Raw genomic sequence first — 14,056 nt, forward strand, 5'->3', positions numbered from 1 at the left:
GCGCGGTCAGCCCTTGTTGGCGCCCAGCGTCAGACCGCTCACGAACTGCCGCTGCAGCACGAAGTAGACGATCAGCGTCGGGATCGCGGTCAGCAACGCACCGGCCGCGACCAGGTTCGGGTCCGTGAAGTACGCGCCGGTGAGGTTGTTCAGCGCCGAGGTGATCGGCATGTTCTCGCCGGTCGAGATCAGGACCAGGGCCCAGAAGAAGTCGTTGTAGATCCAGATGGACAGCAACGTCGCCAGGGCCGCCATCGCCGGCTTGCACAGCGGCAGCACGATCTGCCAGTACTGCCGCCACACCGAGGCGCCGTCGACGAGCGCGGCCTCGGTCAGCTCGTGCGGCAGCGTGCGCATGTAGTTGCTGAGCACGAAGGCGCAGAAGCCCGACTGGAACGCGACGTGGATCAGGACCAGGCCGAGCGCGGAGTCGTAGAGCTTGCCGCTCATCGTGATGCCGGGCAGGTCGATCAGCAGGTACAGCCGGTACAGCGGGGTGATGATGACCTGCTGCGGGAGCAGGTTGCCCGCCGTGAAGACCAGCAGCAGCGCCAGGTTGAGGCGGAAGTCGAAGCGGCTGACGTAGAAGGCGACCATCGAGGACAGGAACAGCGTCAACAGCACCGCCGGGACGGCGATGATCATGGTGTTGACGAAGTAGTGGCTCATGTCCGACTGCGTGAACGCGTTCGTGAAGTTGTCGAAGTTCAGCGTGTCCGGCCAGGACACATAGCCCTTCTCACTGGTCTCCGCGTACGGCCGCATCGCCGAGTAGATCGCCCAGAGCAGCGGCGCGAGCCAGGCCAGCGCCGCCCCGGCGAGGAAGAGGTGCAGGAGGATCCGGGCGGGGCGGACGGGCGTACGGGGCTTGGTCATGGCGTTGCTGCTCATGCGCGCCGCTCCTTCCGGAAGGTGGCCACCAGGTAGGGGATGATCACGATCAGGGAGATCAGCAGCAGGACGACCGCGATGGCGGAGCCGTATCCGATGCGGCTGGACTCGCCGATGATGTTGTTGGTGACCAGGATCGAGAGCAGCTCGGTGCCCTCAGCGCCCTTGTTGAAGACGAAGACCAGGTCGAAGGCGCGCAGGGCCTCGATGATGGTGACGACCAGGACGACCGTGTTGGTGGGGCGCAGGGTCGGGAAGATGACGTTCTTGAACGTCTGCCACTCGCCTGCGCCGTCGAGCGCGGAGGCCTCCCGCAGCGAGGGGTCGACGCCCTTCAGACCGGCCAGGTACAGGATCATCATGTAGCCGGTGTGGCGCCAGGACGCGGCGATGAGGATCGCCCAGAGGTTGAGGTCCGGGTCGCCGATCCAGTCGATGTACTTGCCGGGCTCGTTGGCCCCGATGATGCTGTTGATCAGGCCCGTGTCGGGGTTGTAGATCAGCTGCCAGACGAAGCCGATGACGGCCATCGACAGCACGACCGGCAGGAAGAACGCGGTCTGGTACACCCTGCTGAACCGGATCTTCTTGTCCAGCTGCACGGCCAGGAACAGGCCGAGCGGGGTCGGGATCACGATCAGGACGACGAACCAGATGACGTTGTGCTCGACGGCGGGCCAGAACTGCGGGTTGTTGGTGAACAGTTCCTTGAAGTTCTCGAGCCCGACCCACTTGATGGAGTCGAAGCCGATGCCGTCCCAGGTGGTGAAGGCCAGCGCGATGGAGGCGAGGGCGGTCACCCAGACGAGGGCGATGTGCAGGACGGTCGGCAGACCCGCCATCAGACCGAGGGTGATCCGGTCGCGTCGGGTCAGCAGACGGCTGTGCCCGTGGGGCACCTTGTTGGCGGGGGCAGCGCCCGGAGGCGGCACAGTGGCCGCCTCCGGGATCTCCTTGGTGGTGTTCGTGGTCATGAGGAAGCGAAGATCGTCTTCTTCTGGCGCTCGATCGAGGACAGCACGCTGTCGACGCCCTTGGGGTCACGGACGAACTTCTGCAGCGCGGGCTGCATCACCGTGGAGGTGAAGTCGGGCCGGCTGTCGCGGTCCATGAACTGCGTCAGGGACTTGGCGCCGACGATCATGTCGTACGCCTTCTTCTGCAGGGCGGTGTACGACGACGTGTCGGCCTTGGTGGAGGCGTGCACCACGCTCGGGTCGGACTTGAGGTAGATGTCCTCGGCGTCCGAGGTGCCCAGGTACTGCAGGAGCTTGACGGCCTCGGTCTTGTTCTTCGGGCTCTTGCTCATCATGAAGCCGTCGGTGGGCGCCTCGACGGTGTCCTGGCCGTACGCCGGGTCGATCTCCGGGAAGGCGAAGAAGTCGAGGTCCTCCAGAGCGGCCTTGTCGGTGAACTGCTGGGCCACGAAGGTGCCGAGGAGGTACATGCCGGCCTTCTTGGAGGCCAGCGTCTGGGCCGCGTCCTGCCAGGTGCGGCCGGTGGCGCCCTCCTGGTGGTACGGGAGAATCTCGGTCCACAGGTCGAAGACCTTGCGCACCTTGGCGTCGGTCCAGGAGGCCTTGCCCGCCATCAGCTCGACGTGGAAGTCGTAGCCGTTCTGGCGGAAGTTGATCTGGTCGAAGGTGCCGAGCGCGGGCCAGGCGTCCTTGTCGCCGAAGGCGATGGGCACCAGCCCGTCCTTCTTCATCTGCTTGCACAGCGCGACGAAGTCGTCCCACGTGGTGGGGACTTCGTAGCCCTTCTCCTGGAAGACGCTCTTCCGGTAGAAGAGCGCCCACGGGTACGTGTACAGCGGCACGAAGTAGTACTTGCCGTCCTCGCCCTTGCTGAGCTTGTGCATCGCCTCGGGGAAGTTGCCCCCTATGGTCTTCCAGACGTCGTCGATCGGCGTGGCCAGTCCCTTGGCCGCGAAGAACTGCATCCGGTAGCCGGCGAACCAGGTGTACACGTCGTCCGGCGTGCCCTGCAGGTAGGAGTTGATCTGCTCCTGGAAGGTGTTCGAGTCCTTGGTGTTCACGTCGACCGTGATGCCGGACTTCTTCTTGTACGCCGCGTAGATGTCCGCGAACGCCTTCTTCGGCACCGGGTCGGACGCCTTGGAGCCGAGGGTGACGGTCTTCGGGTCGCTCGCCGTGCCACTGCCGCCACAGGCGCTGAGCAGCGGGATGCCCGCACCGAGTACGGCGGCGCCGCCGACGCCGCGCAGCAGGGTGCGGCGGCTGGGCGAGGGGAGGGAGAGACCGGAGGGAGAGAGGTCGTGCATCTACGGCTCCTGAGGGCAGGGTTCGATCATGAGGGTTGGGCTCGCCGAAGTCCGTCTTAACCGATCAGAAATCAACTTGACCGAACACGGTGGCGCAATAACAGCCGTATGTCAGGTCATGCGTCAAGAGGTGACGATCGACGTTTCGGAAACGTGACTGATATCTCGAACCGATCTTGAACCCTCGTACGCGCTCTCCCGTGAGACCGGGGTCAGCGCACGACCACCGTGCGGGTCTCACTCACCTGGTCGACCTCCGAGGTCCGCACGGTCACCTTCATCTCCCACTTCCCGGCGATGGGCAGGTTGAGGAAGCTGTTGCCCCAGTAGCCGCCCTTGTCGGTGAGCTCGGCGTCCAGGGGGCCGATGTCCTTGGCCGGGAGGGTGAAGGAGATCCGCAGCTCGGGGACGACGGAGACGCCGCCGTCGGGGCCGAAGACGAGGGCCTCGATGGAGTTGTCGCCGACCCGGCCCGGGTCGAGGGTGATCTGGACCTTGCCGCGGCCGCCGGCGGTGCCGACGTCGAACGGGACGTCGGTGACGGAGGCGCCGACCACGGCGGGCGACTGCGCCGCCGCCTCGGCCTGGGCCCGGCCGGGCAGCGTGCTGGTGAGGATCGTGGTGACCGCGAGCACGGCGGCGCCGACCGCGACCTCGGCGAGGACGGAGCGGCGCAGGGCACGGCGGTGCGTGAGGTGCCGCGCAGGCTCGTCGTCCACCGGTGCGGAGCCTTCCGGCCGGTCGCCCGACGCCTCCGGCAGGGGCGGCCCCCCGACCGCCTCGGGAACCTTCTCCCGTACGACCGTCTCCGCCTCCTCCTCCGCGTCCGCCGTCGCGAGCCGCGCCGTCCAGCGGCGGGACACGGCCGCCGCCCCGAGCAGCAGACCCACCGCGGCCAGCTTGAGGATCAGGAGCCTGCCGTACGTCGTGCCGGTGAGCGCGCCCCAGGAGCCGAGGCCGCGCCAGGACTGGTAGACGCCGGTGACGACCAGAACGGTCACGGAAGCGAACGCGAGGCGCGAGAAGCGGGTGACGGCGGCCGGCGTCAGGTGGGCCCGGTACAGCGTGACGAGCAGGGCCGTGAGGCCGCCCAGCCAGACCGCCGTGGCGAGCAGGTGCAGCGCCGAGGACGTCATCGCCGCCGGCACCTGGATCCCCGCGGAGGCGTGCTCGCCGGCGGCCCAGGTGACGGCGAGGCCCACGGCGAGGGCGGCGCCGGTCCAGCCGTAGGGCCGGCGGCGCCTGGACTGTCGTACGAGATGGACGGCGGCCACCAGCAGAAGGACGAGGCGGGCCAGCAGGACGACGCCGGGGCGGCTGGTCAGGGTGCGGGTGAGGGAGTCGGCGCTCAGGGCCCCCAGCGGGGCCTCACCCGCCTCGTACGGGCCGCGCAGCACCAGCAGGGCGAGGGTGGCGGCGAGCAGGGTCCACCAGCCCGTCCTCAGCAGTCCGGCGAGCACGGGGGCGTCCGGCGGGCGGCAGACCGCCATGAACGTCGCGGTGCCGATGAGCAGGGCCGCGGCGAGGTAGGCCAGATAGCGGGCGATGTTGTAGAGGCTCTTGGTCGCCGGGTCCTCGGTGGGGCCGGTGTCGACCGGGGCCAGGGCGAGGGACCGTTTGCCGACGGAGAAGGTGAACGCGCCGGAGACCGGGTGGCTGTCCGCCGACACCACCCGCCAGGCGACGGTGTACGTCCCCTGCGCCAGCTTCGCCGGCAGCGTCACCCGGGCGGTGTCACTGCTGTCCGGACTGTGCTCCGGCTCTCCCGTACGCAGCCGGCGCCCGTCCGGGTCCAGGACGCGGAAGGAGTCCTCCAACAGGCCGACGGACTCCGTGAAACTCAGGGTGAGGTGGCGGGGAGCCGACTTGAGGAGGCTTCCGTCTTCGGGGTCGGTGGAGCGGAGGGCAGCGTGGGCCGACGCGGGGCTTGTGCCGCCGAGGAGGAGCAGGACCAGCAGGGGGCCCAGCAGCACCAGCCGTTGAAGTCCCCGCCGCCGCCCGTTGACTCGGCACCGCGGTCGTCGTCGGTCATCGCACCCCACGTGTGTCACATCTCCGTCGTCGGACTTGAGGCCTCAGGGGGAGGTACGGATGGGAAGGCGTTCGGGCTCAGCGCCGGGCGGCGGTTTCGCTCACTGGATCGCGCAAGCCTCAAGTTCCCCTCAGAACCCGCGGAATCGCTTTCCATCGGTCGCACGCCCGGTCATGATCGCAACAGCTGCGAACGATGCGATCACCCGCGGCGCGGCATGCAAGCCCGGCCACTGGTATCACGCCACCTCTGGGGGAAATGAAATGTCTCGCCGAACTCTGGCCGCCCTGATCCTCCTCTCGGCTGTTGTGGTGTTTTCCGGAACTGCTTGCTCCGCGGACAACTCCCCAGCGGAGGAGCCCGCGAAGTCCTCCGCGCCCAGCAGGCCGGCGGAGACGGCGGCCACCCCGTCCGACGACCCCACGCAGCCGTCCGTCGCGCAGCCTCCAGAGTTGGACGCGACCGAGACCGTTGCCCTGCAGCAGGGTGAGACGCACGGCAATCGCAACCTCGAGTTCGGCAAGGGGAAGAAGGGCGACGCGCTCATCGTCGCCATGCGATGCCAGGGCGAAGGGACCCTCAACGTCACTGTGCGACCCACTGACGTCTCCTTTCCACTGGAATGCCGCGACAGCGAAGTGAGAACCATCCACAACCAGGTGGACGTCGCCGGTGCAGAGGACAAGGGGACCGTCTCCGTCGAGGCGCCGACGACCGTGCGCTGGTCCTTGACCATCGGACGCGGCGAGGCGGCAGCCGAGGAAACCCGTTAGCCGACGGACGTAGGCTTGTGCGCCGAACAAAGGAGCGCTGCGCATGAGCTATCACCTGAAGGCGATCACCCGCGATGAACATCTGGCCTTCGTCGCGGTCCGGCCCTCGGTGAGTCACATGCAGGTTCCCTCGTGGGGGGATGTGAAGCCGGACTGGCGGGCGGATAGCCTGGGCTGGTTCGACCAGGACGGCCGCCTCGTCGGTGTCGGACTGGCGTTGTTGCGGCCGTTGCCGAAGCTCAAGCGGTACCTCGCTTACCTGCCGGAAGGACCGGTCATCGACTGGGCGACGGCAGATCTCGAGCAATGGCTGGAGCCGATGCTCGCGTACTTGAAGGAGCAGGGCGCGTTCTCGGTGAAGATGGGACCTCCCGTCGTGGCCCGCCGCTGGAGTTCCGAGGCGGTCAAGGCCGCGATCGCCGACCCGCAGGCCCGGCGACTGCGGGACGTGGCGGCCACCGCGCACGAACCGCGGGCCTTCGACATCACCGACCGGCTGCGCCGGATGGGCTGGCAGCAGACCGAGCCCGGTGGCGAGGACGGCTTCGCCGCGGGTCAGCCGCGCTACGTGTTCCAGGTCCCCTTCGCCGGGCGGTCGTTGGAGGAGATCCAGCGTGACTTCAACCAGCAGTGGCGCCGCAACATCAAGAAGGCCGAGAAGGCCGGCGTCAAGGTCGTCCAGGGCGGCTACGAGGACCTGCCCGCCTTCTACGAGATCTACGTCGAGACCGCCGAGCGGGACCGGTTCATCCCGCGCCCGCTGGGCTACTTCCAGCGGATGTGGACCGCGCTGCAGGCCGAGGACGACGACCGGATGCGCCTCTACCTCGCCTATCACGAGGGCGAGGTACTCGCCGCCGCCACAATGCTGACCGTCGGCGAGCACGTCTGGTACTCCTACGGCGCTTCCACCAGCCGCAAGCGCGAGGTCCAGCCGAACAACGCCATCCAGTGGCGGATGATGTCCGACGCCCACGAACTCGGAGCGGCGGTCTACGACTTCCGCGGCATCACCGACACCCTGGAAGAGGACAACCACCTACTGGGACTGCTCCGGTTCAAGGCCGGGACCGGCGGCCAAGCCGTCGAATACCTCGGCGAGTGGGACTACCCGCTCAACAAGGTCCTGCACAGGGCCCTCGACCTCTACATGTCCCGCCGCTGAGGTTCAGCGGTCGCACCAAGCTTGATCTGAAACAGCTTTTCACTTCCCCGTCTCGAACCAGAGCAACTTCCCGGCACGACGGTCCAGGACGCCGTCCCTCAGGGACACACCGCCCCAGCAGTCGGCGTATTCCTGCACGAGGCGCAGCCCGCGACCGCTGTCGGCGTCGGGCGGGGCGAGCGGGACGTGGTCGTGGGGCGGGTGTCCGAAGGGTGCGGGGATGCGGGGGTGGCTGTCCCAGACTCCGACGCGCAGACGTCCGTCGGCGAGGGCGGTCAGGCGGAGTGATGAGGGGCCGTTGGTGTGCAGGTAGGTGTTCGTCACCATCTCGGAGGTCAACAACTCGACTGCATCGAAGACTTCGGTCCTGCCGTGACTGGCGAGCACCGACCGTACGGTCATGCGTGCGACTCGTGCCGCGCGGGGGTCGTGGGGGAGGCGGAGGGCGTACACCCAGGTGTCGGGCGGGGATACGGTGCGCATGGAGACCTCCGGACATCTCGCGGGAAGGGGTACTTGGGTCGCTCAACTGCCGTGCCCGGCGGTGGCATTGCCTGGATCGGTGCGCTTCCGGCTTATGAGCGCGGGGAGTTGAGCTGCCAGCTCGTGCAACGTAGCGTGGAGACTGGAAGGTATTCCATTGAATCCACGAAGACCTACCAATGACCACCCGTGTGGGTGACGCCGCACGCCCGCGCCGAGAAGAGAAACGGCTCGACATGCCTCCCGCCCCCATCACGACCCTGCGCCAGCAGCGCCTCGGCGCCGAGCTGCGCAAAATCCGCGAGCGCGCAGGCCTGACGTCTACCGCGGCCGCCGGGCTCCTGAGCGCCCCGCAGGCTCGGATCAGCAACATCGAGGCAGGGCGGTACGCCGTTAGCGCCGATCGCGTACGCACGCTGGCGCGCAACTACAGCTGCGCCGACGAGGCTTACGTCGACGCCCTCGCCGGCATGACGGGCGCCCGTACCCGGGGTTGGTGGGAGGAGTACCGCGACAACCTCCCGTCCGGACTCCTCGACCTGGCGGAACTCGAATTCCACGCCACGGCGCTCCGCGTAGCCGTCACCGTGCACATGCCGGGGCTGCTCCAGACCTCGGAGCACGCTCGCGCCACCATGCGGGAAGCCGTTCCGCCGCTGCGTCCGTACGAGATCGAGCACCGCGTCTCCTACCGCGTGAAGCGCCAGGCCGTCCTGTTCGAGGGCACCCCCACCCCCTACACGGCCATCGTCCATGAGGCAGCCCTGCGTATGGGCTTCGGCGGCGCGGACATCGCCCGCGCCCAACTGGGGCACCTACTGGAGATGAGCGAGCAGCCGACAGTCACCGTGCTGGTGCTGCCCTTCGGCCAGACCGGCTTCCCCGCATCGGGGCAACCCATCACGTGCGCGATCGGCCCTGTCCCGCAGCTCGACACTGTCGTCCTGGACACCGACCACGGATGCGAATTCCTGGACGCGGAGGCTCAGCTGAACCGGTACCACTCCGTACTGGACCGCATGGAGTCACGCGCTCTTTCCGAGCCCGAATCCCGAGACCTGATCCACCGCATCGTCACCGAACTCTGAGGAACCCCGCCATGCCCGAACTGACCTGGCAGAAGTCCACGTACAGCGCCGAAGCAGCCAACTGCGTCGAGATAGCCACCACCCCTACCACCATCCACATCCGCGACTCCAAGAACCCCGCGGGCCCCCGCCTCGCCCTCCAGCCCACCGCCTGGGCGGACTTCGTGTCGTACGCGGCGAAGTAAGGGTGCCGAGCACGAAAGCCCCGGTGATCCGCTTCTTGACTCACGCCCACCGCTCTATGCGACTTCGTGACTAAGGGCCCGGTCGGAGTGCCGCTGGTCGGGATCACCGAAACAGCTGGGATTGACGCCGATCGCCCACCCCAGGACGCTGATGGTCCGATGACAGGGCTATCGCGAGCCCCATGAAAGGTGACAGTGCGTGGGAAGTCTGTTGAAAGGCGTCTCTGGCGTCCGCTGGGGGACACTGCGCGACGCCCGACAGCTCCCCGCCGGGGACATCCCGCCGCTGCTCTCCCGGATCGCGTACGGAGGTGAGGACATTGCCCGCCTCGCGGTCGACGAACTAGGAGACCGCGTCTGCGCGTTGGGGTTCGTAGTCGGTGAGGCAACCGCTTCGACGGTCCCATTCCTCCTGGAACTCGCTGGGGCCCCGTACGTGCCCTGCAAGGCCGAGCTGTTGGATCTACTGGAGAGCATCTACCGGACCGATAATTGGCACTCTTCGGCCGCGGCGGCTGGCGGCCCGAAGCGCACGAGCTTCCGGGAGCAGCCTGCCTGGGAAGTAGCCGCCAGGGAAGCCGTGCACGCAGGCCGACTGGTCATCGAGGGCCTCGCCTCATCCATGCGGCCGGAAGAGGCCGAACCAGCACGGAAACTGCTGCTGACGATGGACGAGGCGCCACCGTTCCCGGACCTCTGAGGAAGGTCGCACGCCCCGGAACCGCACAGCCTCGTTGGCGGGAGAGCCCGGGGACGACGCTCAAAGATCATTGCGGGACAAGCCTTAGACAGAGGGCCGCCCTTGCAGCCCGGGTACAACGGTCCGTAACTTGCTCATGACTGGAAGCGGTCTCAGTGGACGGACTGAGGATCACCGCTGGTGGGCCATGCCGGAGCGGCAAAGACGACAAGCGCGGGAATGGGGACTGTCCGACCGTGTACGCCACGCCGTAGCCCGGCGTGTTGGCCGTCCAGGGCTACGACATGGCCCACCCGACGCCGGACGGCGAATCGGTCGTACTGATCTGAAGGAGGCGGCACGTGCCCGAGGTTGGCTCTGAACCCGTGTACTTGGATGGCGACGAATGGAAGGCGTACTTTCGCAATTTCAAGCGCTCCGCGTTCCGGCTCGAAGTGCACCAGACGTACACGATGCCCGGTGAGGCTGAGACCTTCCGCGCCTTCCTGTCCGGAGAGCCGATCCCAGAGGACTTCAATGGGTCCTGGCACCAGACCATCCGGGATCACGCGGCGGCGGGACGGACAATGACCCGCGCCAAGATCGTTCATCGGCCGCTCACGCCGTACAGCCGCTATCTCTTCGCGTGGGCCACCCCGGGAAATGTCGCAGCCGGGGAGGACTACCAAATCGTCGATTTGACCGAAGGACCGAATCCCGGACTGCCGGAACAGGACTTCTGGATGTTCGACGAGACGACCGTCGTGCACCTCAACTACCGCCCCGACGGAACGCAGATCAATCGAGAGCTGATCCAGGACCCGGAAATCGAAAAGTATCTCGCTTGGCGGGATCTCGCTCTGGAAAGAGCCATACCGTTCAGTGCCTATCGAACCTGAATCGCAAGGACTGGACCGGAAGGGCCTGGCGGAGAGCGACCCGGAGCGTCGGCCATGGCTGCGGCTCGTCGCCGACCTCATTGCCCGCGGAGTCGAGGTACGCAGGGCCCGGATCGTGTCGGAGCCCGTGTCGGACTACATCCGTTTCGAGCACCACCTGACCGGCCCCAACATCGAGGCAGGCGAGCAAGTGCGCTGGCTGCCGCGCCGTCACGCCTCCGCGCTGTCCCTGCCCGGCAACGACTTCTGGCTCTTCGACGACAGCTCCGTCGTCTTCAACCACTTCGCCGGTGATGGTGAACTCGCCCCGGACGACGAGGAGTTCACTGAGGATCCAGGCATCGTGAAGCTGTGCGCGGATGCCTTCGAGGCCGTCTGGGCCCTGGCAGTGCCACACGAGGACTACAGGCTCGCCTGATCCACAATCCCCGGCGGCAACCTCCCCGAACGGGCCGCCCGCCACGAGATCTTTTATGCCGGATCGGGAATATTTCAGAGTCGGCATGGACGACGGGCGACGCTCTTCATAGCGTCGTCGGGCAGGGGCCCCAACTGGGGCCGGACGAGAGGGGGCACCATGGCGCGCAGCGAACTGACGCGGCTTACGGGCAGCCTGAACGGGCCCAACTGTGACGATGACGACTGCCCGAACGTCTACCGCACGGCGAACGGCTCCATCGTGGTCCAAGGGGCCCTGTCCAGCGCCTTCCAGCCACCGGAGGGCGAAGCCCTGGTGGAGATCCCGGAAGCAGTACTAAGGGAGGCCGTACGTGCTCTTGGATGGTGACCTATGGCGGAGGACGTTCGACGCGTACGAACGTGAGGCGTGGCGCTTCGAGTCACAACCCGCCTACACCATGCCCAGGGAGGCTGAGAACGTCGCTCGCTTCCTTCGCGGAGAGCCGAAGCCGGCCGACCACAATGCGCGGTGGCATGAGCGCGTGCGCGGCTTTGTGGCGTCCGGGCGCACGATTGGGCGAGTACGGATCGTTCGGCAGCCGTTGACGGAATACCAGCGATACCAATTCGCCTGGGGAATTCCCGGCAACATCGAGGCCGGTGAAGACATTCGCATTCTGGACGTAACCCAGGATGACTACGGCCTCCCACTCTCGGGCACCGACTGGTGGATGTTTGATGCGTCGAGAATCGTCCACTTGAATTACCGGCCCGACGGAACGCAGATCAATCGAGAGTTGCTCACGGGTGACGTCACTCCTTACCTGGAGTGGAAGCGCATTGCCCTGACTCACTCCGTACCGTTCGCCGAGTACGTGAAAGATTCCGAGTGACATTCGAGCCTGAACAGCTCGGCCAGTCCAGGACCGACCTGGCGGAAAAGCTCCGCGAGCTGCGCAAGCGAGCCGGCCTCACCGGGGCCCGGCTCGCTTGGCGTTGCAACATGTCCCAGAGTCAGATCAGTAAGTTCGAGACAGGCAGGAAGACACCGAAGCTTGTGGATGTCGAGCGCATCCTTCAAGCCCTTGATGCCCCACCTGAAATAGTGGCCGAGATCACCGCTCTCGCGCGCATCGCTAATACCGAGTGGCAGGACAAGCGATCTTCCTGGCGTCGCGGCATGGAGAAGCGGCAGACGGAGCTGGCTTCGCTGGAGGCCGAAGCCACGGAACTCAGATACTTCCTACCGTCCATGATGACGGGGCTGCTGGCCACACCCGAATTCATTCGCGCCAGCCTGAGTCACACTCCGGGCGATCCCGCCAAGACGGTGGCCCGAAAACTGGAGCGTCAGGCGGTTCTCTACGACACGTCGAAGTCTTTTACCTTTCTCCTTACCGAACAGGCCGCAAGGTGGGCGATCGTTCCAGCTCCTGCTATGGCAATACAGATCGACCGTCTCATATCACTGTCTCATCTGCCGAACTTGCGCATCGGCGTCATACCAACAGGGGCCGTCACACCTCGCGGGCCTATGAACACCTTCACGATCTATGACCGCCGATTGGCCACAGTTGAGAACTTCACGGGCCGCATGGTCTTTCGGGACGCCCGAGACATCGCTGAGTATCTGGCCGTGTTCTCGCTGTTCGAAGACCGCGCCCACTTCGACGAAGACGCGCGGATTCTGCTTCGGCAATGGGCAGAGGCTTACCGGTGATCTTTAGCCCAGAACGGGAATAACGTTCGCCGGGACCCGTCAACCGGTAGACCATGGATAGGTCATGAAAGCCGGGGAGGATTGATGGCGGGTACGCAGAAGGCCCAAGGGTACGTACTGACGGATTTTCCCGCAGAGCCGAAGGCGGCACCAGGATGTAGCGGATGCCTGGGTATTTGTGTGAGCCGGGAGAACGCGCGATCCAGAGGTGACTACAGCGCGGTTTCTGATGCGAATGTGAAGCTGCGCCAGCACCAGTCAGAGGCGCACGAATCGTGAGTGGCAAAGCTTACGCGCAACTCTTCGTCGAACGGCCTTTGATGACGCTCCGGGTTTCGCGTGACTCCGGGCAGACCTGGCAGTCCGAGCGAGCCGTGTTCGCCACGGCTGATCTCCCGCCTCTGACCACGACCGCATGGCCTCCATGTCAGTGCTGGCGCTGTACCGGGCCCGGCAGGCACTCCAGCGGCTGAAGCGTGGCCCATTCCCTTGAACTCCCGCCCGCCCTGGGCGGCGGCGGTCAGCCATGGCCGCGACCAGATCAGTGAGCAGGAAGGCACAACGATGCAGAACGGAACCGACCTGTACACACTCGACATCACCGGGGCCTCCTTCGTGAAGGCATGCGGCGGCCCCTGCACCGAAGGGTGCGTGACCCTGGCCCGAATCGGCGACGGCACCTGGGCCCTCGGCGACAGCAAGCGGCCGGACGCGCAGCCGCTCCGCTTCACCACCGAGGAGCTGGACGCGGCCGGTATCGATCCGGCCCGCTTCGGCCTGACCTTCTGACCCACTCCCCCCACCGGTCGGGCCGGACCCACCCCCGCCCCTGGTTCCGGCCCGACCGGCACTGTTCGAACGGGAACGACAGGTGCACCACCACGCCTACCTATGGACCGGCCCCAAAGACCGCTTCGACAACGAAGCCCTACGGCGGCCCCCGCATCCTCAGCCCCCACCCCCACCGGCCCCCAACGACCCCACAGGGGAACGCCTGCTCCAGCGCTACCGGGAAGTGGCGGCAGAGTTCCCGACCTCCGATCTACCGCCGCTGGAGACGGCGAACTGGCTCGTCAAGCCGCGCTCGCTCGTTCGAGGCACCTGGGACGAGGCGAAGGAAGCGGCAGCCTGGCTAGGGGAGCGGCTGGCCGAGCACGCGTATCGGTTCGCGGACGGGCATGACCGGGACACCGGTCACCTATGCCGCCTGGTCGACTCCGCCGCTGTACGGCTCGCCACGGGAGCGGACGTGTCGTACGGCTTCTACCTCGAACGCCCCGCATACGTGTCCATGGCCTTGGTGACATGCTCCCCGAACCGCTCGATGCCCGGCCTGCCCTGCCCCCTCAGCTGACCGAGCCCTGCGGCAGCCCGTCTGCCTGCTCGTGCCCCCGCCCAGGTCTGCCGGAACAGCTCGCCCTCCCCCTGTCGGTAACGACGATTCGGTACGGAAGCAGC

At 66.6% G+C, this 14,056-nt stretch carries 17 protein-coding genes; 12 read left to right on the forward strand and 5 right to left on the reverse strand.

The annotated features are described in order from the left end of the window. Positions 1 to 6: 6 nt before the first annotated feature. From EJ357_RS22155 to EJ357_RS22170, 4 genes are all read right to left on the reverse strand, one after another. On the reverse strand, positions 7 to 891 hold the full coding sequence (locus EJ357_RS22155; protein ID WP_126393324.1) for a carbohydrate ABC transporter permease: 885 nt from the start codon (positions 889 to 891) through the stop codon (positions 7 to 9). Further along, positions 888 to 1,865, reverse strand: a complete 978-nt coding sequence (locus tag EJ357_RS22160) for a carbohydrate ABC transporter permease (protein ID WP_126393325.1) — start codon at positions 1,863 to 1,865, stop codon at positions 888 to 890. Before EJ357_RS22160 ends, EJ357_RS22155 begins: the two co-directional genes overlap by 4 nt. Next, complete coding sequence (locus EJ357_RS22165; protein ID WP_126393326.1) at positions 1,862 to 3,175, reverse strand: ABC transporter substrate-binding protein; 1,314 nt, start codon at positions 3,173 to 3,175, stop codon at positions 1,862 to 1,864. Before EJ357_RS22165 ends, EJ357_RS22160 begins: the two co-directional genes overlap by 4 nt. 212 nt (positions 3,176 to 3,387) lie before the next feature. Further along, positions 3,388 to 5,148 (reverse strand): copper resistance CopC/CopD family protein, encoded by a 1,761-nt coding sequence (locus EJ357_RS22170; RefSeq protein WP_126393327.1) that lies wholly within the window; start codon positions 5,146 to 5,148, stop codon positions 3,388 to 3,390. Positions 5,149 to 5,659: 511 nt separating this feature from the next. Here EJ357_RS22170 and EJ357_RS22175 point away from each other — a divergent pair. Together EJ357_RS22175 and EJ357_RS22180 are read left to right on the forward strand one after the other, a co-directional pair. Further along, on the forward strand, positions 5,660 to 5,980 hold the full coding sequence (locus tag EJ357_RS22175) for a hypothetical protein (RefSeq protein WP_228473129.1): 321 nt from the start codon (positions 5,660 to 5,662) through the stop codon (positions 5,978 to 5,980). Between the two features lie 43 nt (positions 5,981 to 6,023). Continuing rightward, positions 6,024 to 7,145, forward strand: a complete 1,122-nt coding sequence (locus tag EJ357_RS22180) for a lipid II:glycine glycyltransferase FemX (protein ID WP_126393328.1) — start codon at positions 6,024 to 6,026, stop codon at positions 7,143 to 7,145. 39 nt (positions 7,146 to 7,184) lie between these two features. Here the strand turns inward: EJ357_RS22180 and EJ357_RS22185 are convergent, their stop codons facing one another. Further along, positions 7,185 to 7,628 carry an ATP-binding protein gene (locus tag EJ357_RS22185; protein ID WP_126393329.1) on the reverse strand — a complete coding sequence of 148 codons (444 nt, stop codon included), beginning with the start codon at positions 7,626 to 7,628 and terminating at the stop codon, positions 7,185 to 7,187. 236 nt (positions 7,629 to 7,864) lie between these two features. Between EJ357_RS22185 and EJ357_RS22190 the strand changes: the two genes are divergently transcribed. The 10 genes from EJ357_RS22190 (at position 7,865) to EJ357_RS22250 (ending at position 13,952) form a co-directional block, all read left to right on the forward strand. After that, positions 7,865 to 8,716, forward strand: coding sequence for a helix-turn-helix domain-containing protein (locus EJ357_RS22190; protein WP_126399805.1), 852 nt, complete (start codon positions 7,865 to 7,867; stop codon positions 8,714 to 8,716). Between the two features lie 11 nt (positions 8,717 to 8,727). Then, a complete protein-coding gene (locus EJ357_RS22195; RefSeq protein ID WP_126393330.1) occupies positions 8,728 to 8,901 on the forward strand; it encodes a DUF397 domain-containing protein in 174 nt (57 codons plus the stop codon). Positions 8,902 to 9,100: 199 nt separating this feature from the next. Then, the gene (locus EJ357_RS22200) at positions 9,101 to 9,601 is read left to right on the forward strand and encodes a hypothetical protein (RefSeq protein WP_126393331.1); all 501 of its coding nucleotides are present in this window, start codon (positions 9,101 to 9,103) and stop codon (positions 9,599 to 9,601) included. 341 nt (positions 9,602 to 9,942) lie between these two features. After that, positions 9,943 to 10,479 (forward strand): DUF6879 family protein, encoded by a 537-nt coding sequence (locus EJ357_RS22210; protein ID WP_228473130.1) that lies wholly within the window; start codon positions 9,943 to 9,945, stop codon positions 10,477 to 10,479. Then, the gene (locus EJ357_RS22215) at positions 10,469 to 10,897 is read left to right on the forward strand and encodes a DUF6879 family protein (protein WP_228473192.1); all 429 of its coding nucleotides are present in this window, start codon (positions 10,469 to 10,471) and stop codon (positions 10,895 to 10,897) included. Before EJ357_RS22210 ends, EJ357_RS22215 begins: the two co-directional genes overlap by 11 nt. A gap of 159 nt (positions 10,898 to 11,056) precedes the next feature. Further along, the gene (locus EJ357_RS22220) at positions 11,057 to 11,266 is read left to right on the forward strand and encodes a hypothetical protein (RefSeq protein WP_126393332.1); all 210 of its coding nucleotides are present in this window, start codon (positions 11,057 to 11,059) and stop codon (positions 11,264 to 11,266) included. Further along, a complete protein-coding gene (locus EJ357_RS22225) occupies positions 11,250 to 11,771 on the forward strand; it encodes a DUF6879 family protein (protein WP_126393333.1) in 522 nt (173 codons plus the stop codon). Before EJ357_RS22220 ends, EJ357_RS22225 begins: the two co-directional genes overlap by 17 nt. After that, positions 11,768 to 12,598 carry a helix-turn-helix domain-containing protein gene (locus tag EJ357_RS22230; protein WP_126393334.1) on the forward strand — a complete coding sequence of 277 codons (831 nt, stop codon included), beginning with the start codon at positions 11,768 to 11,770 and terminating at the stop codon, positions 12,596 to 12,598. The genes EJ357_RS22225 and EJ357_RS22230 overlap by 4 nt, the downstream gene beginning before the upstream one ends. A 564-nt stretch (positions 12,599 to 13,162) precedes the next feature. Continuing rightward, the gene (locus EJ357_RS22245; protein ID WP_126393337.1) at positions 13,163 to 13,387 is read left to right on the forward strand and encodes a DUF397 domain-containing protein; all 225 of its coding nucleotides are present in this window, start codon (positions 13,163 to 13,165) and stop codon (positions 13,385 to 13,387) included. Between the two features lie 82 nt (positions 13,388 to 13,469). After that, positions 13,470 to 13,952, forward strand: a complete 483-nt coding sequence (locus EJ357_RS22250) for a hypothetical protein (RefSeq protein WP_126393338.1) — start codon at positions 13,470 to 13,472, stop codon at positions 13,950 to 13,952. Positions 13,953 to 14,056 lie beyond the last annotated feature (104 nt).

The sequence above is a fragment of the Streptomyces cyaneochromogenes genome (genome assembly GCF_003963535.1).
GTDB lineage: Bacteria > Actinomycetota > Actinomycetes > Streptomycetales > Streptomycetaceae > Streptomyces > Streptomyces shaanxiensis.